Source organism: Streptomyces sp. NPDC096040, assembly GCF_040303265.1.
Lineage (GTDB): Bacteria > Actinomycetota > Actinomycetes > Streptomycetales > Streptomycetaceae > Streptomyces.
Map to the genome: position 1 here is coordinate 206,087 of NZ_JBEOTA010000011.1, position 21,660 is coordinate 227,746.

The 21,660-nt window shown below is 71.7% G+C and carries 20 protein-coding genes and 2 pseudogenes; 9 read left to right on the forward strand and 13 right to left on the reverse strand.

Going from position 1 to position 21,660, the window contains the following annotated elements; genetic code table 11:
- Positions 1-104: 104 nt before the first annotated feature.
- The 5 genes from ABTY98_RS17340 to ABTY98_RS17360 form a co-directional block, all read right to left on the reverse strand.
- Entirely contained in the window at positions 105-1,646 is a 1,542-nt protein-coding gene (locus ABTY98_RS17340; RefSeq protein ID WP_352221760.1) for an ABC transporter ATP-binding protein, read from the reverse strand.
- Entirely contained in the window at positions 1,643-2,497 is an 855-nt protein-coding gene (locus tag ABTY98_RS17345; RefSeq protein ID WP_352221761.1) for an ABC transporter permease, read from the reverse strand. The genes ABTY98_RS17340 and ABTY98_RS17345 overlap by 4 nt, the downstream gene beginning before the upstream one ends.
- Positions 2,494-3,444: an ABC transporter permease gene (locus ABTY98_RS17350; RefSeq protein WP_352221762.1), complete on the reverse strand. Its 951-nt coding sequence runs from the start codon at positions 3,442-3,444 to the stop codon at positions 2,494-2,496. The genes ABTY98_RS17345 and ABTY98_RS17350 overlap by 4 nt, the downstream gene beginning before the upstream one ends.
- Positions 3,441-5,027: an ABC transporter substrate-binding protein gene (locus tag ABTY98_RS17355; protein WP_352221763.1), complete on the reverse strand. Its 1,587-nt coding sequence runs from the start codon at positions 5,025-5,027 to the stop codon at positions 3,441-3,443. The genes ABTY98_RS17350 and ABTY98_RS17355 overlap by 4 nt, the downstream gene beginning before the upstream one ends.
- Positions 5,028-5,201: 174 nt before the next feature.
- The gene (locus ABTY98_RS17360; protein ID WP_352221764.1) at positions 5,202-5,438 is read right to left on the reverse strand and encodes a ferredoxin; all 237 of its coding nucleotides are present in this window, start codon (positions 5,436-5,438) and stop codon (positions 5,202-5,204) included.
- A 315-nt stretch (positions 5,439-5,753) separates the two neighbouring features.
- Here ABTY98_RS17360 and ABTY98_RS17365 point away from each other — a divergent pair, with 315 nt between their 5' ends.
- Together ABTY98_RS17365 and ABTY98_RS17370 are read left to right on the forward strand one after the other, a co-directional pair.
- Positions 5,754-6,056, forward strand: a complete 303-nt coding sequence (locus ABTY98_RS17365; protein WP_352221765.1) for a hypothetical protein — start codon at positions 5,754-5,756, stop codon at positions 6,054-6,056.
- 137 nt (positions 6,057-6,193) lie between these two features.
- Positions 6,194-6,358 (forward strand): annotated as a pseudogene (locus ABTY98_RS17370) (cellulose binding domain-containing protein); the annotation flags it as partial.
- 7 nt (positions 6,359-6,365) lie between these two features.
- Here the strand turns inward: ABTY98_RS17370 and ABTY98_RS42315 are convergent.
- From ABTY98_RS42315 to ABTY98_RS17395, 4 genes and pseudogenes are all read right to left on the reverse strand, one after another.
- A pseudogene (locus ABTY98_RS42315) lies at positions 6,366-6,727 on the reverse strand (response regulator transcription factor); the annotation flags it as partial.
- Positions 6,709-7,029 (reverse strand): hypothetical protein, encoded by a 321-nt coding sequence (locus ABTY98_RS17385; RefSeq protein ID WP_352221768.1) that lies wholly within the window; start codon positions 7,027-7,029, stop codon positions 6,709-6,711. The pseudogene ABTY98_RS42315 and the gene ABTY98_RS17385, both read right to left, overlap by 19 nt.
- Positions 7,030-7,552: 523 nt before the next feature.
- Positions 7,553-7,795: a DUF5302 domain-containing protein gene (locus ABTY98_RS17390; protein ID WP_352221769.1), complete on the reverse strand. Its 243-nt coding sequence runs from the start codon at positions 7,793-7,795 to the stop codon at positions 7,553-7,555.
- Positions 7,796-8,010: 215 nt separating this feature from the next.
- A complete protein-coding gene (locus tag ABTY98_RS17395; RefSeq protein WP_352221770.1) occupies positions 8,011-9,426 on the reverse strand; it encodes a DEAD/DEAH box helicase in 1,416 nt (471 codons plus the stop codon).
- 514 nt (positions 9,427-9,940) lie between these two features.
- On the opposite strand from ABTY98_RS17395, the gene dhaK reads away from it, so the two are divergent.
- The 4 genes from dhaK (at position 9,941) to ABTY98_RS17415 (ending at position 14,510) form a co-directional block, all read left to right on the forward strand.
- Positions 9,941-10,933 carry a dihydroxyacetone kinase subunit DhaK gene (gene dhaK / locus ABTY98_RS17400; RefSeq protein WP_352221771.1) on the forward strand — a complete coding sequence of 331 codons (993 nt, stop codon included), beginning with the start codon at positions 9,941-9,943 and terminating at the stop codon, positions 10,931-10,933.
- Positions 10,934-10,980: 47 nt separating this feature from the next.
- Positions 10,981-11,580, forward strand: a complete 600-nt coding sequence (gene dhaL / locus ABTY98_RS17405; RefSeq protein WP_352221772.1) for a dihydroxyacetone kinase subunit DhaL — start codon at positions 10,981-10,983, stop codon at positions 11,578-11,580.
- A complete protein-coding gene (locus ABTY98_RS17410) occupies positions 11,573-11,983 on the forward strand; it encodes a PTS-dependent dihydroxyacetone kinase phosphotransferase subunit DhaM (RefSeq protein ID WP_352221773.1) in 411 nt (136 codons plus the stop codon). The genes dhaL and ABTY98_RS17410 overlap by 8 nt, the downstream gene beginning before the upstream one ends.
- 445 nt (positions 11,984-12,428) lie before the next feature.
- A complete protein-coding gene (locus ABTY98_RS17415) occupies positions 12,429-14,510 on the forward strand; it encodes an FUSC family protein (protein ID WP_352221774.1) in 2,082 nt (693 codons plus the stop codon).
- A gap of 148 nt (positions 14,511-14,658) precedes the next feature.
- Here ABTY98_RS17415 and ABTY98_RS17420 read toward each other — a convergent pair whose 3' ends face one another.
- On the reverse strand, positions 14,659-15,297 hold the full coding sequence (locus ABTY98_RS17420; protein WP_352221848.1) for a TetR/AcrR family transcriptional regulator: 639 nt from the start codon (positions 15,295-15,297) through the stop codon (positions 14,659-14,661).
- Between the two features lie 155 nt (positions 15,298-15,452).
- Between ABTY98_RS17420 and ABTY98_RS17425 the strand changes: the two genes are divergently transcribed.
- Positions 15,453-16,214: an SDR family NAD(P)-dependent oxidoreductase gene (locus ABTY98_RS17425; RefSeq protein ID WP_352221775.1), complete on the forward strand. Its 762-nt coding sequence runs from the start codon at positions 15,453-15,455 to the stop codon at positions 16,212-16,214.
- Positions 16,215-16,235: 21 nt separating this feature from the next.
- Here the strand turns inward: ABTY98_RS17425 and ABTY98_RS17430 are convergent, their stop codons facing one another.
- Positions 16,236-16,922: a glycoside hydrolase family 75 protein gene (locus tag ABTY98_RS17430; protein WP_352221776.1), complete on the reverse strand. Its 687-nt coding sequence runs from the start codon at positions 16,920-16,922 to the stop codon at positions 16,236-16,238.
- Between the two features lie 385 nt (positions 16,923-17,307).
- On the opposite strand from ABTY98_RS17430, the gene ABTY98_RS17435 reads away from it, so the two are divergent.
- Both ABTY98_RS17435 and ABTY98_RS17440 read left to right on the forward strand, forming a co-directional pair.
- On the forward strand, positions 17,308-18,270 hold the full coding sequence (locus ABTY98_RS17435) for a fibronectin type III domain-containing protein (protein ID WP_352221777.1): 963 nt from the start codon (positions 17,308-17,310) through the stop codon (positions 18,268-18,270).
- Between the two features lie 165 nt (positions 18,271-18,435).
- Positions 18,436-18,978, forward strand: coding sequence for a hypothetical protein (locus tag ABTY98_RS17440; RefSeq protein ID WP_352221778.1), 543 nt, complete (start codon positions 18,436-18,438; stop codon positions 18,976-18,978).
- Positions 18,979-18,984: 6 nt separating this feature from the next.
- On the opposite strand, the gene ABTY98_RS17445 is transcribed toward ABTY98_RS17440, so the two are convergent.
- Both ABTY98_RS17445 and ABTY98_RS17450 read right to left on the reverse strand, forming a co-directional pair.
- Positions 18,985-19,542 (reverse strand): PadR family transcriptional regulator, encoded by a 558-nt coding sequence (locus ABTY98_RS17445; RefSeq protein WP_352221779.1) that lies wholly within the window; start codon positions 19,540-19,542, stop codon positions 18,985-18,987.
- A 22-nt stretch (positions 19,543-19,564) separates the two neighbouring features.
- Positions 19,565-21,580, reverse strand: a complete 2,016-nt coding sequence (locus ABTY98_RS17450) for an FAD-dependent oxidoreductase (RefSeq protein WP_352221780.1) — start codon at positions 21,578-21,580, stop codon at positions 19,565-19,567.
- Positions 21,581-21,660 lie beyond the last annotated feature (80 nt).

Here is a 21,660-nt window from a genome sequence, read left to right on the forward strand (position 1 = left end):
TGGCCCCTGCTTGGCCCCTGGTTGCCCGTTGGTGGGCCCCTGGTGGGCGCCCCCTGGTGGCTCCCCTCCTTCCGTCCCGCTCGCCGTCTCGTCCCGCGTGCTGCTTACTCCTGTTCCAGCACCGGGAGTACGGACGTGCCCGGGGGGAGATGTGCTGCGCAGGCGAGCAGTTCGCGGGTCACGGCATGCTCCGGATGCGCCAGGACCCGGTCGGCGGGCCCGGACTCCACCACCTGTCCGGCGTCGAGGACGACCACCTGCTCCGCGCAGCGAGCAGCCGCCGCCAAGTCGTGTGTCACCAGCACGACGGTCAGTCCCAAGGTCCGCCGCAAGGAGTTCAGCAGGTGCAGGACCCCACCTCCTGTCTCGGGGTCGAGCGCCGAGGTGATCTCGTCGCACACCAGGAGCCGCGCGTCGGCCGCCAACGCCCGTGCCAGGTTGACTCGTTGGCGCTGGCCACCGGAGAGCTCACCCGGTCTGCGTCCGAGCACCTCCGGTGGCAGTCCGACCAGTCCGAGCAGCCGGCCTGCCTCCGCCGCCGCCTTCTCGGCCGGTTGCCGCCGTAGCCCCGTCAGGGGACGCATCAGCGCGGTGCGCGCTGATTCACGCGGGTTGAGAGCGCCGCGCGCGTCCTGGGCGACCAGCTGCGCCGCCACACGGCCGTCTGACCCCGAGGCGTCCTCCCGCCACGCGACACTGCCCCGCGCCGGCCGATGCAGCCCCACGAGGCAGCGCGCGAGGGTGGTCTTCCCGGACCCCGAGGGGCCCACCACGGCGGTGCAGCTGCCGCCGGCGACTGTGAGAGAAACGTCGTGCAGCACTGGCTCACGTCCGTGGACAGCCACCAGCTCTTTCACGTACAGTCCCCCACCGGCCGCCGGAGCGTCGGTCGGTCGGGCGCGGACCGTCGCGGGCACCGGCGGCAACGGTGGGGTGCGAGCTTCGACGATCCTGCCGTCGTCCAGACGGATGACGTCGTCCGCAACAGAGGAGACCCAGACGGGATCGTGGCTCACCAGCAGCGCGGAACGGTCCCCGTCGCTCAGCACATCGACCAGCAGCCGCCGCATCCGGGCCGCCAGAGCCGTGTCCAGGCTGCTGGTCGGCTCGTCCAGGACCAGCAGCCGCGGAGTTCCCGCCAGCGCGATGGCGAGAGCCACCCGCTGGGCCTGCCCGCCCGAGAGCTGATGCGGCAGCCGCCGCTGGAACGCCCGGTCAGCGGGCAGCCCCACGGATCGGAGCAGGTCCTCGACCTGTGCACCGACATCCCCCGCGCGCGGCGCGGACGACCGCAGCCCCACCGCCTCGGCGACCTGCTTGCCGATCCGCAGCGCCGGGTTGAGCGACGAGGCGGGGTCCTGTCCCAGGAACGACACCACCCGCCCCCGAAGGCGGCGCGCGTCCGTCCGGCCGAACGGGTCGAGGCCGGCCACCCGGACAGTGCCGCGGCGCCGTTCCAGGCCGGGCCGGACGTGGCCGAGCAGACCGAAGGCAAGGCTGCTCTTGCCGGATCCGGACCTCCCCACCACGCCGAGCACCTGCCCGCGCCCTATGGTCAGACGGGCGTCGTGCAGGACGGGTGGGCCCCCGGCCGTCGGGCCGATCGTCAGTCCACTCACCTCCGCGAGCGAGCCGGAACCACTCACGCCGTGCCCCTTCCCACCATGTCGGCCAGGCGTCCGGCGAGCAGGCCGACACACACGGAGAGCAGCACGAGCAGCAGGGCCGGAACCAGGAACGGGGCGATGGCCAGGGACGCTCCTGGAGCGTTCTCGCTCACCATGCGCCCCCAGTCGGGCGCCGCCCCGCCCCTGCCCAGGCCGAGGAACCCCGCGGTGGCGGTGAGATGCAGCGAGGCGACCAGCCGCAGGGCCGTGTCCATGAGTGCGGGGCCGGCGAGGTTGGGCAGCACGTCGTGGCGCAGTACGGCCCACTTGCTGTCACCGCGGGCGACGGAGACCTCCACGTATCCACTGCTCAGGACGGTCTTCGCCGCGGCGCGCAGGACTCTGGTGGAGAAGGGCGTGGTGGCCAGGGCGACCGCCACCACGACTGCCGCGACGCTCCCGGGGAAGCCCGCGGCGAGCACGAGAACGAGCAGGAGGGCCGGCAGCACGGCCAGCGCGTCGATGACACGGACCACGAAGTCGCCGAGCCGACGGGACACCATGGCTGCCAGCACACCGGCGAGCACCCCGAGGACACCGGCGACGGTAGTCGCGGCCGTCGCGATGAGCACGATCGTCCGGCCCCCGCCCAGCACCCGGCTCGCCACGTCCCGGCCCAGCACGTCGGTGCCCAGGAGAAATTCTCCACCCGGCTGCTGGAAGGGCGCTCCCAACTGCGCGGTCGGGCTGTGCGGCGCGGCCATCGGGCCCAGCAGCGCGAGCAGGACGATGAACAGTGCCCCCGCCCCGATGACAAGAGGCGGGCGGCGCCGCGTCGCACCGGGGCCGGCCGGGAGCGGCCGCGGCCCCCGCGTCATGACCGTCGTCATCCGTCGTACCTTCCTCGCGCATCGAGCAGGCGCGCGCAGATGTCGCCCAGCAGGAGGACCACCAGCATCACGGCCACCAGAGCTGTGGCGATCCCCTGCACCATCGGAACGTCCCTCGCGGCCACGGCCAGTTGCAGTTCCCGTCCGATCCCCGGGTAGTCGAAGACGCTCTCCACGACCACGGAGGAGCCGACCAGCGCCCCGGTGGTCAGGGTGAGCGCCTGCAGGGCCGGCCCCGCGGCGTTGGGAAGGATGTGGCGCACCGCCAGGCGCACGCCCCGTACACCGTTCAGCCGGGCCGATTCGCAGTACGGCGTGGCCGCCACATCGGCCACGGACACGCGAAGCAGCCTGGTGGCCACGGCCAGACCGACGGCACTGAGAGTCAGGACCGGAAGTACCAGTGCACTGGGCGCGTCGAGCGGCGTACCGCCCAGCGGGACGAGGGAGACCGGCGGCAGGAGCCGGAGCCATACCGCCAGTACCGCGACCAGCAGCGACGCGAGTACGAACTCGGGTGTCCCGGCAATGACTTGCGCCGACACCGAGACCCAGCGGTCGGCGGCGCCGCCGCGCAGCCCGGTCCACAGCCCGAGTACCGCGGCGAGCGGCGCGGTGACCGCGAGCGTCAGCCCCGCCAGCAGCAGGCTGTTGGGCAGCCGCGTGCCAAGAACGTCCATGACCGGCCGATGCCCGACGAAGCCGGTCCCCAGATCCCCCCTGACAGCCTTGGCCGCCCATGCGCCGTAGCGCTCGGCGGCGGGCCGGTCCAGACCGAGTTCGGTACGGACCTGAGCGCGTTGCGCCTCAGAGGCGTCCACACCGGCGACCGCGCTGACGGCGTCTCCCGGCAGTACCGCCGTGGCCGCGAAGATCGCGGCCGACAACAGCACCAGCAGGACGGCCGCGCCGGCGAGGCGCCGTCCGACGAAGGCGAGCCGGCTCACGCCAAGGACGCCCGGGAGAAGCCCGGGAACTGTTCGAAGAGGTCGTCCCGGATTCCGCTGACCCCCTTGGCCTGGGCGTTGAGGTTCGGCTTGAAGACGGGCAGCACCTGGTTTCCCTCCTCCCAGCGCCTGCGCTGTGCCTGCGCGCCCAGTTCCCTGGCCTTCGCCTCGTCGCTCTGGGCACGGGCCTCCGCCACGAGGGCATCGACCTCGGGCCGCTTCCAGCCGAAGGCGGACGGCGAGCCGCCCGCCGTGCCCATCTGATAGGTCGAGAGCGCGGGAATGGGCATCTGGTACGAGGCGGCCAACGGCAGCCGGCTGTACGCGGCGAAGTCGGCGAACAGCTGTCCTGCGGGCAGCTCACGGATCGACGCCTGGACACCCACCTTCTTCAGGTCCTCGACGAAGAGGGTTGCCGTCTCCACCATGCCCGGCGTCTCAGGGCCTGTGGTCAACACGACCTTCGTTCCGTCGGCGCCGGCCGCCTTGAGCAGGTTCCGGGCCTTGGCGGGGTCGTAGGCACGCTGGGGCAGGCTCTCCGCGTAGTCGGGGAAGCCGATGGAGGGCAGGTCGTTGCCGACCTCGGCGTCTCCGTAGAACACCGTCTTCACCATCGCCTCACGGTTGGCCGCGAGCTTGAACGCCTCACGCACCCGCGGGTCGTCGAACGGCTTGGCGCCCATGTTCATCTGGAAGGACAGCCCGACCAGGTACGGGCTCCTCGTGGGGACGAGCTGGATCTTCGCGTTGCCCGCGAGGGTACGTGCCGTGACGGGCGAGAGGTCGTGGGCGAAGTCGATGTCGCCGCTCGTGAGCGCCCCGGCGCGGGCCGTCGAGTCCGCGATCGACCGCAGCTCCAGGCCGTCGAGGTAGGGCACGTGGCCGTAGTACTCGTCGTAGCGCGTGAACACCGAACCCTGGCCGGGCATGAACTCGACGAGCTTGAAGGGACCGCAGCTGGGCATGCCCTTGCTGAAGGTCTTGGTCCCGTCCTTGACGACCAGGAAGTTGCCCTGACACAGGATCATGCGGCCGTCCGCGATGGGCCGGAGCGTGGGCAGTACGACCTTGAGGTCGCCGTCCGCTCTGGCGCGCGAGAGATCGAAGTTCGCGGCGGCGAGCCTGTACACGGGCAGCATGCTCTTGCTCGCGAGGGCGGCCAGCGAATGCAGGATGTCGGCGGAGGTCAGCTTCGAGCCGTCGGAGAAGCGGACACCGGGCCGGACGTGCAGGGTGTACGTCGACAGGTCCTTGGATATGTCGATGCCCTTGAGTACGCCGTAGCGCACGCCGTCGGGTTGGCTGGGGTCGAGGTTTCCGAGGGTGCCGTGCCAGGCCCGGGCGCGCACCAGGTCCAGCGCCGAGGGGCCGTTGAAGAAGTCGAGAGTCTCGGAGGCGCCGCCTCCGACGAACGCGGCCCGGAGCGTGCCTCCCGTGCGGGGGGAGGAGTTGGACGTCGACTTCGAGTCGGCGGCGGAATCGTCGGTCGAGCACGCCGCCAACAGGCCAGGCCCCACCGCCAAGGCCATGGCCCCTGTGGCGCCGCGGCGGAGGAAGGCACGACGATCGAACTGTCTGGACATGCTTCTCCTTGACGATCTGCTGATCTACGAATTGAGCTCGAGCGAGGTTGTGGACACCCCTCGCCGGCGGAGCAAAGGGGCAGCACCGGCGCACGGGTGGGACGAACCGGTCGAGCCTTGAGGTGAATCCGGGGAGCGTGGCGGTCCGGCCCTCGCACCGGCGGCCGTACCGGGTCAGCTCACCGCACCCCCGCGCAGGGTGAGGGCGCCCGACGGGCACGCCCACACGGCGTCGCGTACCGCAGGGAGCTCCGAATCCGGCGGTGTCTCGTCCAGAACGACCACCAGACCGTCCTCGACACCCTGGTCGAAGACGGCCGGCGCGGCGAGCACGCATTGCCCGGCCCCCACACAGACATGCCGTTCCGCGAAGACCCGCTCGGTCCCGAACGCCTGACTCGTCCCGCTCACTCAGACCACTCCCCCTGCCGCCTCGGGTGACGGCGACGCCGCGGCCACCTTAATTGGTAATGATAGTCATATTCAATACCTTGGCCCGGATCTCGCCGCAACAGGGATCAGGCCGCTACGCGGCGAGGAACGCCGGTTTCTGAGCCTCACGCGACTGCCCCGCGGCGGTCATCAAGCACCGATGCGTGGACACATCGCGGTCGGTGAGGCGACCGGCGTGACACACATGCATTCATCGCTATATATTAATGACGCCATGCATCACCTGGGGCGCCCAGCCCTCAACCGACCCAAGAACAGGACCAGGAGCGCAAGATGAGCACCGCGACCGAGCACCGTACGCACGAGGGTCACGCGCACACCCACGGCGAGGGCTGTGGACATGTCGCCGTCCCGCACGGCGACCACACCGACTTCGCGCACGACGGCCACCTCCACCGGGCCCATGGGGACCACGTCGACGAGTGCGCGCGCACCGGCCACTCCGCGCACGAGGGCCACGACCACCAGCACGGCGAGGGGTGTGGGCACGTGGCCGTGCCGCACGAGGACCATGTCGACTATGTGCACGAGGGCCACCGTCACGCGGCACACGAGGGGCACTGGGACGACCACTGAGCCGGTCCGTACCGGCGAACGAGCCGATACGCGCCCCGCGGGCGGCGAGTGACCTCCTGAAGGCACTGGCCTCCCCGGTGCGTCTCGGCATGCCGCTGGCCTCCCAGCACCTCCGGGTCCTGCGCATCTGCCGCACCGAGACCGCGGGCCTGACCAGCACCACCGCGCGGGGGTACGACGTGCAGTTCGACTACGTCCTGCACGTCAAGGGCCAGGTCCTCACGCCGGCGCGGGTCGCCGCAACCGTGGCGGCGTACCGCAGCGCGGGCACCACGTTCGAGGACACCGTCCGGAGCAGCTGATCCCGGATCAGGTAGGTTCCAGCCCCGCGTCCCGTGCCAGCAGCGCCGCCTGTACCCGGTTCTCGCACTCCGGCTTCGTCAGGATCCGGCTGACGTACGTCTTCACCGTCGCCTCGCTCACATGGATCCGCTCTCCCGCGTCGGCGTTCGACAACGTACCGCGGCCTGCCCCGAGGCGAGCGAGTCGACCACGTGTCGCGCGGCGCTGGGCGACAGATACGTGTCCCCGGCGGCCGCCGCCCGTACCGCCTGGATCAGCTCGGCCGGCGCCGAGTCCTTCAGCAGGAACCCGGCGCCGCCCTGGCTCAGAGCGCGCAGCACGTTCTCCCGCTCGCCGAATGTCGTCAGGATCAGCGCCCCGCGTAGAGGACGTATGTGGCCGCGAACACCGTGAGCGCCCGCCGCGGTGCCTCGATCCGCGAACCCGCCGACCAGCTCACGACGATGAGGGCAACTGCGAAACCACCGAACACGCCTGCGACCGCGCCCAAGAGGACCGGCACAGTCGCCGGGAAAGCCCTCCGCAGCATCGAGGCCACCACGGAGACCGCTGCCGCGACGGCCATCCGCAGCGCGCCCTGGCCCGTCAGGCCCGCCACCGCGAACGCGGCCAGGAGGAGGGCAAGCAGCGTCTCACCGACAATCCGCCGCCAGGACCACATGTCTGCCATGCCCAGGTGTTTCCGGAGATCGAGGGCCTTCTTCGTCACGTTCCCGCGCCAACGGTAGGCATCACCGCGCGGACACACAGCATCCGTTCGTCGCACTCACGCGCGACGAAAGTCGCATCGTCCGGACGGGCACTCCGACTGGACGTCGTGATGACCACGCAGGCCGCGGCCGAACAGCTACCCGCCACCCGCCGCGAAGCGGTCGCCGCCCGCCACCGCTACTTCACCGGCCACCTCGACCAACTCCACCACGACACCGCCCTGGCGCCGCACCGGGTACCGACAGCCACGTCCTGGCCACCGTGCAACGTCGGCGACCGGGCATCCTGGCCGGAATTCCAGTGCGGCGGCGCCACCGACCCGGGCCGGCCGCAGCTGGACCGTTCCACGGGCGCGACCGCCGGCTACGCCTCGTCCGCAACGCGCACACGGGCCTGCGCACGTTGCGGGCCACCGCACGGGGCGCGCGAGTGGACAGCGGGCAGAGTGCCGGCAAAGCGGCCGGACCGCGGGACCGATCGACTCAGCCGCCGCTCTTGCGCCTGAACGACCGCTGGCTCGCAGCCGGACCGTGCGCCGCACGCACCTTCGACGCATCGGGGTTGGCGGCGACATCGGCGGCGTCCGCCTGCGCACCGCGCTTGCGCGCCAGAGCTTCGCGGAACTTGCGCTTGAGGTCGTAGTTGCCTTCGCTGTCCGGCGCCAGAGGGGACGTCTCGGGGTCAGCCGGCTCCGAACCTTCCGTGGATACGGGCTCTGCGGTCATGGTGACCTCCTGGGTTCGGGGGGTGTGCAGGCACAGCTTGTCATGCCGGGCGCAGTGCGGGGCGCCGGCGACATCGTCCTGCCCCGTTTCGGCGGGTATCCCTCTCGCGGACAAGGGCGTTCGCTTCGCAGGTGAGGCGCACAAGACGGGGCTTCGGGCCGGGCCGAGGGTTGTCGATCCCGCGGCCGGGACGTTCAGCGCCAGGGCAATGACTCTCAGCCGTTGCGACGCACGAGGGCGGCCTTGCGGGCCTCGGCGAGCTTGCGGGCCTCGCCGGCCTTTCGGGACTTGCCGCCGGCGCCGCGGGAGGTGTCCTTGCTGGTGCCGAGGCCGCGGAAGGGAGCGTTGCTGTTCTTCGGTCGGGGGACGGCGGGGCCGCCGTCGAGCGGGGTCCCGGAGGGAGCCTTGGCTCCGGTGATCCGGCTCAGCTCCGCCTCGCCCGAGCGCACCTTGGTGACGGTTGCCTCGATACCGGCCCCGGCCATCATCCGGCTCGTCTCGCGGCGCTGGGCCGACAGCACGAGCGTGACCACGCTGCCGGACTCACCGGCGCGGGCGGTGCGGCCCGCCCGGTGCACATAGTCCTTGGCGTCGGTGGGCGGGTCCACGTTGACCACGAGATCGAGGTCGTCGACGTGCAGGCCACGGGCCGCGACATTGGTCGCCACCAGAACGGTGATCTGGCCGTTCTTGAACTGCGCCAGGGTCCGTGTGCGCTGTGGCTGGGACTTGCCGCTGTGCAGGGCCCCGGCGTGCACGCCGCTGGCCCGCAGATGCCGGGTGAGCTGGTCGACGGCGTGCTTGGTGTCGAGGAACAGCAGTACGCGGCCCTCGCGGGCGGCGATCTCCGTGGTGACGGCATAGCGGTCAGGGCCGTGGACGACCAGAACGTGGTGTTCCATCGTCGTGACCGTGCCGGCGGACGGGTCGACCGAGTGGACGACGGGATCGTGGAGGTAGCGGCGGACCAGCTGGTCGACGTCGCGATCCAGAGTGGCCGAGAACAACATCCGCTGACCGTCGGGGTGCACCTGATCGAGGACGTCGACAACCTGCGGCAGGAATCCCAAGTCGCACATCTGGTCGGCCTCGTCCAGCACGGTGATCCTCACCCGTCCCAGGCGGCAGGCCTTGCGCTCGATCAGGTCGTGCAGGCGTCCGGGGGTGGCGACGACCACCTCGGCTCCCTGACGCAGCTCGGCGACCTGCCGGCCGATCGACATGCCGCCGACGACCGTGGCCATCCGCAGCCGCAGTGCCTCGGCGTACGGCGCCAGCGCCTGGCCGACCTGCTGGGCCAGCTCCCGGGTGGGCACGAGGATCAGAGCGAGGGGCTGCTTCGGTTCGGCGCGCCGCCCGGCCGTACGTGTCAGCAGCGGCAGGCCGAAGGCGAGCGTCTTGCCCGATCCGGTGCGCCCGCGTCCCAGGACGTCGCGCCCCTCCAGGGCATCGGGCAGTGTGGCGGCCTGGATCGGAAAGGGTTCACGCACCCCGAGTCCGCTCAGTGTCCGCACCACCTCCACCGGCAGTTTCAGACCGGCGAAGGAGACGGCCGGGTGCAGCGCCGGGGTCGTGGCCTCGGGCTGGGCGGGACCGCCGTGAGCGATGCCGGAGTCATCGGGATGCTTCATGAACAGCCTTCCGCAGAGGAACGTAGGCCCGGCAGGATTGAACAGCCCACGCACAAGCGGAACCGAACAGGCAGAATCGCCCACCGCGACGACCACGCAAACGCACGACATTAGCACACTCACCGAAATCCGCCGACGCATCACCGAGGTGACCGCCCCACACGCCTGCCTGCAAAAGGGGCTTTCCCACGGCGAGATCGTGACCGCCTGAGGCCGCATCGCGAACGGCCGGAGCAGCGGCACAGCCGGCGCCGACGAAACGGGGAGCCGCAGCGCACATGACCTTCGCTGCCGCAAGGTCGATACTGATGAGCAAGACGCCCGCCCGCCGACCCCAAGGGACCCCGGGGAGACTGATGACCCGTCAGTTACGTCAGCATTCGGTCAGCTCCAGTACCGCCAGGACCCGCCGTCAAGCGCCCGGGACCGCCCAGGTCAACACCCTGTTACACCTCGCTTGAACAGGGAAAACGCCGGTCAGAGAACTACTTGCTACGCTGTATGGGAGACAGCCATGAAGATGCTGATCAACGTCCCGGAAACCGTGGTGGCGGATGCGCTGCGGGGCCTGGCGGCCGCCCATCCCGATCTCGCCGTGGACGTGGAGAACCGGGTGATCGTACGGCGGGACGCCCCCGTCGCCGGGCAGGTCGGGCTTGTGTCGGGCGGGGGTTCCGGGCATGAGCCGTTGCACGGCGGATTCGTGGGCCCGGGGATGCTGTCGGCTGCCTGTCCCGGTGAGGTGTTCACCTCTCCCGTTCCGGACCAGATGGCCCGGGCCGCCGCTGCCGTGGACAGCGGGGCGGGCGTCCTGTTCATCGTGAAGAACTACACGGGCGACGTACTCAACTTCGACATGGCCGCCGAACTCGCCGAGGACGAGGGCATCCAGGTCGGCAAGGTACTCGTCAACGACGACGTGGCCGTCACCGACAGCCTCTACACCGCCGGCCGGCGCGGCACCGGCGCCACCCTGTTCGTGGAGAAGATCGCCGGCGCGGCCGCGGCCGAGGGGCAGCCGCTGGAGCGGGTGGAGGCCATCGGGCGCCAGGTCAACGAGAACTCCCGCAGCTTCGGCGTGGCGCTGAGCGCCTGCACCACCCCGGCCAAGGGCACCCCCACCTTCGATCTGCCGTCGGGCGAGCTGGAGTTGGGCATCGGCATCCACGGCGAGCCGGGCCGGGAGCGGCGGGCCATGATGACCTCCGGCGAGATCGCCGACTTCGCGGTGAACGCCATCCTGGAGGACATGCCGCCGCGCAACCCGGTACTCGCCCTGGTCAACGGCATGGGCGCGACCCCGCTCCTGGAGCTGTACGGCTTCAACGCCGAGGTCCAGCGCGTGCTCGCCGAGCGCGGTGTCACCGTCGCCCGGACGCTGGTCGGCAACTACGTCACCTCCCTGGACATGGCCGGCGCCTCGGTCACCCTCTGCCAGGTCGACGAGGAGCTGCTGCGGCTGTGGGACGCCCCGGTGAAGACGCCGGCCCTGCGCTGGGGAATGTGAGCGAGAGACAACAGCGCCACGCCCGTACCGCAACGCAAGGAGATCCAGTGCTCGACGCCGACTTCTTCCGCCGCTGGATGGCGGCGACCGCCTCCTCCGTCGACCGCGAGGCGGAGCGGCTCACCGCCCTCGACTCCCCCATCGGGGACGCCGACCACGGCAGCAACCTCCAGCGCGGGTTCAAGGCGGTGGTGGCCGCGATCGAGAAGGAGGCACCCGACACCCCGGGTGCCGTGCTGACGCTCGCCGGGCGCCGGCTGATCTCCACGGTCGGTGGCGCGTCGGGACCGCTCTACGGCACGCTGCTGCGCAGCACCGGCAAGGCACTCGGTGACGAGGCCGAGGTCAGCGAGGCACAGCTCGCCGACGCGCTGCGGGCGGGGGTGGACAAGGTGATGGCGCTCGGCGGAGCCGCGCCCGGCGACAAGACGATGATCGACGCCCTGGTGCCGGCCGTGGACGCGCTCGGCGACGGCTTCGGCGCGGCGCGGACCGCCGCCGAGGAGGGCGCCGAGGCGACCACCCCGTTGCAGGCCCGCAAGGGCCGGGCGAGCTATCTCGGGGAGCGCAGCATCGGTCACCAGGACCCGGGCGCCACCTCGTCGGCGCTGCTGATCGCGGGACTTCAGGAGGCAGCCGGTGAGTAGCGACAAGCTGGTCGGGATCGTACTGGTGTCGCACAGCGCGGAGGTCGCCGCCTCCGTCGCCGAGCTGGCCAAGGGCCTGGCGGGCGGCGGCACGGCGGTACCGGTCGCCCCGGCGGGCGGCACCGAGGGCGGCGGGCTCGGCACCAGCGCCGAGCTGATCGCCGCCGCTGCCGCGTCCGTCGACCGGGGCGCGGGGATCGCAGTCCTCACCGACCTGGGCAGCGCCGTGCTCACGGTGAAGGCGCTGCTCGCCGAGGGCGACGAACTCCCCGACGGCACCCGCCTGGTGGACGCCCCGTTCGTCGAGGGCGCGGTCGCCGCGGTCGTGACGGCGGCCACGGGCGCCGACCTCGGCGCGGTGGAGGCGGCCGCCGCCGAGGCCTACAGCTACCGCAAGGTCTAGGTGTATCGATCACGAGCGCTGTCAACGCTTGCCGGGCTCGATCATGGCGAAGACCTCGTGATCGCACGCCACCAGTCCCCGAGGCGTCGAGGGTGGACCTCGTCGAGGAACTCGCGGCCGCCGACCGCGGCAGCCGGTAGGCGGTCACCTCCCTGCGAGAGACCGGATCGAGCAGCATGGCCGGATGCCGTGCCGGCACGGCGACGGTGTCGATGCCGAGTTCCGTCAGGGCAGAAGTCACGGACGTGCGGCGGTGAAACGTCTCCCTCGGCGGCTCTGGCAGGTCACGGTCACCGTGCCGCCCTCACGCGTCGAGGCGCCTCCTGAGCCCGCAGGCGCGCTCGTGCAAGCATCGAATATGGCAGATCGTGAGCCTCCTCGACGAACGCGCCGCCATGTGCGCGCGACGCGCAGCGGACCGGCTCGGTTGCAGTGGCGGCTGCTCGTGGGATCCGAGCCGCTCTCATGGCACGACGTCGCCTTGTGGCGCGCCGCTCGGGTGGCGGTGGGTGTGGTGGTCCCGCTGGCCGTGGGAGCTGCCACCGGACACCTGGAGTACGGCGCCTTCGCGTCGCTGGGAGCACTGCCGGCCGGGTTGGCGTCGTTCCAGGGCGTGACCCGCACCCGGGTGGCGGCCGTGGTCGCGGCCAGCGTCGGTATGGCGGTGTCCACCTTCGTCGGGGGAACTGTCGCCTTCGCCGCCCACTGGCTTCTGGTCCCGGTCGTCATGGTGTGGGGATACGTGACCGGGCTGGCCGTCTGCCTGGGGCCGCGGCTGAGCGTAGCCGTCGTACAGTGGCCTGTGGCGCTGCTGATCGCGATCGGCATGCCGCTGTCGCCGGCCGAAGCCGCGCTGCGGGCCGGTCTCGTCGTCGCCGGTGGGCTGTTCCAAGGTGTCCTGGTCTCGGTTTCCTGGGCGCTCCAGCGAGACGAGCCGGAGCGTGCCGCACTGGCCACCTCATACCGCAGCCTTGTGACGTACGCCGCAGGGATGGGCGCCGGGCCGTCCGCGCCCCCGGCGCCGGCCGACTTCCCGGCCACCACCCGTCTCGCCGATCCCAGTCCGCTGCTGTCCACGGCCGTCCGGCTGAGCTACGTCGACCTGCTGGAGCAGGCGGAGCGCCTGCGGGCCTCGCTCGCCGCACTGGGCGCACATGCCGACGCCGATCCCTCCGGCGCCGCCTCACGTTTCATCGCGGATGCCACCCGGGCGCTGGAGGCCATCGCAGACGCGCTGAGCGCCAGGCCGGCCGACCGGGCTCGACGCGCCCGCGAGCTGCATCAAACGGTGACAGACCTGGCCGTTCCCGTAGGCGCCGACTGGCAGTGGGCGGCCGAGGCGATGCTCGGACAACTCCGAGCCGTCGCCGACATCCTGGCAGGTCTCTTCGGCACGGCGCCCACGAGCCTGCCGACGCGCAGTGAAGCGAGCACGTCTTCGGCACCACTCCAGCAGAGCGAGGCCAGTTCGACCGCCCTGACCCTGCGGGCCAACCTCACCCCCGCCGGCGAAACGGGCAGGCATGCGCTGCGGCTTGCCGTCGTCACGGGCCTCGCCGAGCTGATGGTGCAGGCCAGCGGCCTGTTCGAGGGTCGCTGGGTGGTGTTGACGATCTTCCTGGTACTCAAACCGGACTACAGCTCCACGGTGTACCGCGGCATCCACCGGTCGGTGGGCACGCTCGCCGGAGCCGCGCTCGGCACCGCGGTGGCCGAACTGGCCGGCCCGGGGCAGGCGGGCCTCATCATCGCGGCCGCGATCGCCGTCGCCGTCGCGTACGCCCTGTTCGACGTGAACTACCTGCTCTTCAGCGGCTTCCTCACCGTCTACATCGTGCTCCTTCTCGACATCCTCGGACTGCCCGCTGCAACCACCGCCAGGGCACGCCTGGCCGACACCGCGATCGGAGCCGCACTCGCGCTCATCGCCTACGCGTTGTGGCCGACCTGGGAAGGCCTCACCGCGCACGAGAAGTTCGCCCGCCTCATCGAGGCCCACGGCCGCTACGCAACCTCCCTGCTGAACGAATTCACGCATCCCGGGCAGTTCGACCCGGCGCAGCTGCGCCGCCTTCAGACCACGGCCCGCCGCGCCCGTACCGATGCAGAGGCATCCACCGCTCGGCTGGCCGGCGAACCCGAACACCCCCCGCTCACCCCGGCCGTCGCCCGAACCATGGTCGCCGCGGTAACCCGGATGGCGCACGCCGAGTTGTCGCTGCACACCCTCGTCACATCGGACGCTTCGGCCACTGTCCAGCACCTCCACCGGACCACCAGCGCCGACGCCGAGCGCATCGACACACTCGCGGCGGCCTTGGGCACCACGATGGGCTCCCTGGCCGGGGCGCTGAGATCCCGGCAGCCGCCGGACGGGCTCCCTCCGCTCCGCCGGATCCACGCCGCGATGCGCGATCAATCGACGACGCCCGACCCACGCCTGGTGACCATCACGGACAGGCTGGTGGACGCCGTCGACACGCTCACCTCCGCTGTGCGCTCGGCGTCGGCGGATCCGGACCGATGACGTTGGCGGCGCCACATACGGGGGGCGAACCAGCGCACGGTCCTGTTACAGAGGGAAGGCCTTCACAACTTCGTCCCCAGTACCGGGATCGCCGTCCGATCAGGAGTCCGACGCGGCCTCCGCAGCGAGGAGTGCCCCTGCCGACCCCCTAGGCAACTCCCGTAGCCACCAGGGCGAGAGCCGAGCGCAGGGTCGTCGTGAGTTCGGCCTCCGCCGTGGCGGGGTCCGTCGTCCCGTCGGCGACCCGCCAGGCGTAGTGCTCGACGGCCGCGCGCAGCGCCGCGTTGAACATGGCCGCCTGGATGGTCGGACGGAGATCGTCGGCGGGCAGTCCGGAGCGCTCGGCCAGGGCGCGGGCGAACGCGGGTTCGGCCTCGTCGTAGGTCTGCAGCCACTCCGCGCGCAGGCCCGGCTCGGTGCGGGTCAGGCGGACCAGGGCGCCGATGGTGCCGCGGTCGGGGCCCCGCACCAGACGGCTGTCGGTCGGTACCGCGCTCTCGAAGGCCTCCTCCAGCGGCCGGCCCGGCCGCCAGGCACGCAGGCAGTCGGCGACCACCTCGATGCCGGCCGCGAACAGCGGTCGTACGCACGCCTCCTTGCTCGGGAAGTAGCGCCACACCGTGCGCGCGGAGACCCCGACCGCCTCGCCGATCTGCTCGCCCGTGGTCGCCGCCACCCCCTGGGCGACGAACAGGTCCACCGCGGCGCGGGCGATCTCCAGTCGGGTCTCGGCCCTGCGCTCCTCCGTCAGGGGCGGGCGCCCCGTGCGTCCCCCTGCTGCGGTCATCAGTTCCTCCGCTTCCGCCGACTGCTGCACGGAATTCTCGCCGAAGCGCCGGAAAGATCTCGCCACGACTTTATGTCACTGAGCGACACTAAGTCGTATGGTGTGCCCGTCACCGGGCGCCAGGACGCCCTCGAACCACCTGATGGGAGCACCACATGGCCAGCGGACTCGACGGGCGCGGCGTCATCGTCACCGGCGCGGGATCGGGGATCGGACGTGCCGCCGCCCTGGCCTTCGCCAGGGAGGGCGCCCGGGTCCTGGTCGCCGACCTGAACGCCGAGGGCGCGGGCGCCGCCGTCAGGGAGATCGAGGAGGCCGGCGGAACGGCCGTGGCCGTCACCGGTGACCTCAGCGAGCAGTCCGTGGTCGACGAGGTGGTCGCGACCGCCGTGGACCGGTTCGGCGCGGTGGACGTCCTGGTGAACAACGCCGGGATCATGGACCGGATGTCGGCGCTGGGCGAGGTGAGCGACGCGGAGTGGGAGCGGGTGATACGGGTCAACCTCACCGCGCCGTTCCTCCTCACTCGCGCGGTGCTGCCGCACATGCTGGCGGCGGGCCGGGGTGTGATCGTCAACACCGCCTCCGAGGCCGGTCTGCGAGGCAGCGCGGCCGGCGCGGCCTACACGGCCTCGAAGCACGGTGTCGTCGGTCTGACCAAGAACCTGGCGGTGATGTACCGCAACCAGGGCATCCGGGCCAACGCGATCGCGCCCGGCGGCACCAGGACCGCGATCCAGATCGACCTGGCGGACGGCGCCCACGGACCGGCCGCGCTCGGCCCGTACTTCGGCAACGTCGGCCAGGTCTCCGAGCCCGAGGAGCAGGCGGCCGCGATCGTCTTCCTGGCCTCGGACGCGGCCAGCAACATCAACGGCGCGATCCTGCCGGTGGACAACGGCTGGGCGGCCGTCTGACCCCCCGCCGGGGGTGGGCGGTCAGCCGCCCTCGATGAACTGCGCCGCCAGCCGCTCCCCCTCCTCCTGCGCCGCGTCGCGGTCCTCGATGGGCTTGATGGCCGAGTCCTTGAAGACGATGTAGGTGACGCCGGACGGCACCCCGCCGACAAGCGGATCGGGGTTCACGCCCAGCCCCTTCGCGGTGGCGTACGACGCCTCGCCGATGATGTCGCGCGGTCCCGTGTCGCCGACGACGGCGTACTGCACCCGGTCCTTGTAGATCACGGCGGCGACCGCACCGCCCTCGATGCCCGACGCCCAGTGGTTCCAGCGGCTGCTGGGGCCCGGTACGACGACGTAGGGCAGCGTCTCCGCGTCGAGGTGGCGGCCGTCGGACTGCTGGAAGGCGGTGGCGGCGGAGAAGGCCGGGTCGGCGGTGCGGTTGCAGTGGGCGGTGGGCCGGCCGTCGCAGTCGATGTCGAGGTCGGCCTCCCAGAAGACGGCCTGCTCGGTGCCGCACACGGGGACGGTGGCGGCGGTTCCGGCATCGGTGCGGTAGCGGCCCTTGGAGATCTGGGTGCAGTCACGCATCCGGGCCAGCAGGTCGGCGGCGGTGATCCTGTTCCTTTCTCCCGGGGCGGTGAGCGGGGCGGCGGGGGCGGGCAGCGTGGTCGGGGCGAGCAGGGCGGCGCCGGCCACGACCAGCGTCAGCGACTGGACACGCACAACGAGGGACCCTCTCGGTGGGGGACATGGAGTCACCCGGTCCAATGTGGTGTGGGCAGGGCGGACGGGCCAGCAAGAGGGGGCCGTACAGGGCCGTACGGAGCAACGAACTGACACTCCGTCGAGAATCCGTCAGGGGCCGGGGCGCTGAGCCGGTGTCAGCCCGGTCGCCCCGGCCGCCCGCGTCGGCGCGGGATCAGCGACGACAGCGTTCCGCGCCACGGGCGCGAACTCCCCGGCGTTCTCAGGAAGTTCGGCCGCAGAGCCCTCAGCATACGTAACTATTCCCCGCCGTCTCCAATACGGCCCCCTTGATGTCCGCATCACAGACAGGTCATATTGGTCCGGACCTTTGCCGTGCTGCCGTCCCCGGGGAGGCGGAACCGTGCGCCGAGTTGTCGTCCTGGTCTGCGCCCTGCTGTTGATGACGTCCTGCGCCTTGGACGGGGCCGCCGACGGCGACAGCGGCCGACTGCCCGGCGCCCCGACGGGGGTCACCGCGGCGGCCGGGAGCGCGACGAGCGTGCATGTGATGTGGAACGCGTTGCCGGAAGGCTCGGGCATCCGCGTCTACGAGGTATACCGCGGCACCACAAAAGTCGCTGAAGTGCCGGGGGCGCAGCACATGGTGGACGTCACCAGGCTCAGGCCGTCCACGGTGTATGCGTTCACCGTCCGGGCGCGGGGCGCCGACGGCAGTCTCGGCCCGCGCAGCCGTGCGGTGCGGGCGAAGACACCGGCGGTGGTCGCGGCGGACCGCACGGCGCCGACGCGTCCGGCGCACCCGGGCGGCCGGGCCGTGGGCAGCCGTGCGGTGCAGCTGTCCTGGGGTGCCGCGAAGGACGACCGGGCTGTGGTGTCGTACGACATCTACCAGGGCGGTGCGAAGATCCACAGTGTGGGCGGGAACCAGACCGCGACCGTGGTCACGGGGCTGCGGCCGGGCGCCCACTACGTGTTCACCGTCCGTGCCCGGGACGCGGCCGACAACCTCTCGCCGGCCGGCGCTGCGGTGCGTCTCACCACCCCGGGCAGCGACGACGGCCGGAACACCGCACCGACCGGCTTCACGGTCGGGAGCCATGAGGAGAGCGGGGCGTACTACCTCGATCTGGCCTGGGATCCGCCGCGCGTGGACGGGGTGATCACGGAGTACCAGGTCCGGCTCGACAGCGGTACGACTACCTCGCTGGTCTGGGGCGGCACCCCACCGAAAGGCCACTCGACCTACAGCTTCTATGTGGGGCGGGACCATGGGGTGGTGCACCATGCCCGGTTGCGGGCGCGGCTGCCGGACGGGACCTGGGGCGGGTGGTCGGCGGAGCGGGCCGTGACGACGGGGCGGTGACCGGCACCCGGCCTGGGCCGGACGGGCGAATAGATCACCTGGTCGGCCGCCCCCGGGTGCGGCGCGGGCCGGGGCCGCTTTGGCTGACCCTAGGCAGCACGGGAGTCTCCGATCCTCGGCGGCGCAAGGGACGTTCCGCCTACCGTGCCGCCGGAGGGCAGCCACATGCGCATCTCACGACTTCTCCTCCGCTCCGGCCTGACCCTGGCGGCCGCCGCCGCGCTCCCGACCTGGCTCGCCGGCCCGACCGCCGCGGTCTCGGGCATCTCGGTGAGCACCACCGGTACCACGGTCTCGGTGGTCACCAGCGCCTGCACGCAGAGCAACGGCAGCTGGGGCAACGCCTCGCTGCTCAACAGCGGCCAGACCTCATTCGCCGAGGGACGGCAGGCGGCCCTGGCGGGCACGTCGGTGAGCCAGTCCGCCGCCTGGACAGGCGTGTCGCCGGGCACCTACACGGTGGTCGTCGTCTGCTCCAACGGCGGCACGGCGGGCTCCCAGTCGGTGATCGTCTCCGCGGCCGCGGCCCCGACGACCTCCTCCACCACCAGGTCGGCCGCGCCCGCCCGTGGCGTGATGGGCGGTCTGGGCGGTGCGGCACGCGACTACGGCCCGCTCACGCTGGGCATCGGCGCGGCGCTGGTCGGCTCCGGTGTCATCGCCACGGGCTGGTACCTGCGCAAGCGCTCCAAGCCGTACCGGCTCTGACCCGCCTCAGGTCTCCGGGAGCCCGGTCTCCGGGAGTTCGCGGACCTCCCGGAGGGCCTGGCCGAGCCACTGGGTCCAGAAGGTCTCCAGGTCGATGCCGGCCCGCAGCACCAGGTGCCGCAGCCGGTCCTCGGGGGCGTCCTTGCCCGGCGGGAAGTCGCGCCGCTGGATCTCCTCGTACTCGGCCAACTGCCGTCGGCGCAGCTCCAGATGGCGGCGGAGATCGGCTTCGAGTCCGGCGGTGCCGACGACCGCCGCCGCGCGCAGCCGCAGCAGCAGCACGTCCCGCTGCGGCTTGGGGTCCTGGGAGGCGGCGGTCCAGCGGGCCAGTTCGGCGCGGCCCGCGGGCAGGACCTCGTAGCTCTTCTTCTGCCCGCGGGCCGGCTGCTCGGCCGGCAGGGTGCGGATGTGGCCCTCGGCCTCCAGCTTTCCCAGCTCGCGATAGATCTGCTGGTGCGTCGCCGACCAGAAGTAGCCGATCGACCTGTCGAACCTGCGGGTCAGCTCCAGCCCGGACGACGGCTTCTCCAGCAGGGCGGTGAGAATGGCGTGCGGGAGTGACATGGGCTCATCCTAGGGACGGCCTCTACAGGGCCGCCGCCAGCTCGGTGCCCTGCTTGATGGCCCGCTTGGCGTCCAGTTCGGCGGCGACGTCGGCACCGCCGATGAGGTGTGCGCTGCGGCCGGCGGCGACCAGTTCCTCGTACAGGTCCCGGCGCGGTTCCTGCCCGGTGCAGAGCACGACGGTGTCGACCTCCAGGACGGTGCTCTCCCCGTCGACGGTGATATGCAGCCCGGCGTCGTCGATCAGGTCGTACCGCACGCCGGGGACCATGGTGACGCCCCGGTGCTTGAGTTCGGCGCGGTGGATCCAGCCGGTGGTCTTGCCGAGGCCGGCGCCGACCTTGCTGGTCCTGCGCTGGAGCAGGTGGACGGTGCGCGGGGGCGCGGGGCGCTCGGGAGCGGCGAGGCCGCCGGGTGCCCGGTAGTCCATGTCGACGCCCCAGTGCCTGAAGTACGTCGCCGGGTCCTCGCTCGCCTTGTGGCCGCCGTCGGTGAGGAACTCGGCGACGTCGAAGCCGATGCCGCCCGCGCCGAGGATCGCGACCCGGTCGCCGACGGGGGCGCCGTCGCGCAGCACGTCGAGGTAGCCGAGGACGCGGGGGTGGTCGGCGCCGGGGATGTCGGGCGTGCGCGGGGTGACGCCGGTGGCGACCACGACCTCGTCGTAGCCGGTGACGTCCTCGGGCTCGACGGTGGTGTTCAGGCGTACGTCCACGCCGTGGGCGGCGAGCTGGTGGCGGAAGTAGCGGAGGGTCTCGTCGAACTCCTGCTTGCCGGGGACCTTGCGGGCCACGTTCAGCTGGCCGCCGATCTCGGCCGCCGCGTCGAACAGGGTGACCTGGTGGCCGCGTTCGGCGGCGGAGACCGCGCAGGCGAGCCCGGCCGGTCCCGCGCCGACGACCGCGACGCGCTTGCGCAGCCGGGTCGGCGCGAGGACCAGTTCGGTCTCGTGGCAGGCGCGCGGGTTGACCAGGCAGGAGGTGATCCTGCCGCTGAAGGTGTGGTCGAGGCAGGCCTGGTTGCAGCCGATGCAGGTGTTGATGGCCTCGGGCGTGCCGGCCGCGGCCTTGGCGACGAAGTCGGGATCGGCGAGCATCGGGCGGGCCATCGAGACCATGTCCGCGCCGCCGTCGGCCAGCAACTCCTCGGCGACTTCCGGGGTGTTGATGCGGTTGGTGGTGACCAGCGGGACGGAGACCTCGCCCATGAGCCGCTTGGTGACCCAGGTGTAGGCGCCGCGCGGCACCGACGTGGCGATGGTGGGGATACGGGCCTCGTGCCAGCCGATGCCGGTGTTGATGATGGTCGCCCCGGCGGCCTCGACGGCCTTGGCGAGGGTGATCACCTCGTCGAGGGAGGAGCCGCCGGGCACCAGGTCCAGCATCGACAGCCGGTAGACGATGATGAAGTCCGCGCCGACGGCCTCGCGCACCCGCCGGACGATCTCGACGGGGAACCGCATGCGGTTCTCGTACGACCCGCCCCAGCGGTCGGTGCGCCGGTTGGTCGGGGCCGCGATGAACTCGTTGACGAGATAGCCCTCGGAGCCCATGATCTCGACGCCGTCGTAGCCGGCCTGCCGGGCGAGGCGGGCGGTGCGGGCGTAGTCGTCGATGGTCCGCTCGATGTCCTCGCCGGTCAGCTCACGGGGCGGGAAGGGGCTGATGGGGGCCTGGAGCGGGCTGGGTGCGACGAGGTCCCGGTGGTAGGCGTACCGGCCGGTGTGCAGGATCTGCATCGCGATCCTGCCGCCCTCGCGGTGCACGGCCTCGGTGACGACCCGATGCTGCTCGGCCTCTTCCTCGGTGGTGAGCTTGGCGCCGCCCTCGTAGGGCCGCCCCTCCTCGTTGGGCGCGATGCCGCCGGTGACGATGAGGCCCACTCCCCCGCGGGCCCGGGCCGCGTAGAACGCCGCCATCCGCTCGAAGCCGCGCTCGGCCTCCTCCAGGCCCACGTGCATGGAGCCCATGAGCACGCGGTTGGGCAGGACGGTGAAGCCAAGGTCGAGGGGTTTCAGCAGATGCGGGTAACGGCTCATCGGGCCCTCCGTGCGCGGTGTCGTCGCACCAGTTCTAGAGGACCGCGCACGGATTATGCAACTAGTTGCACAAAGGCTCC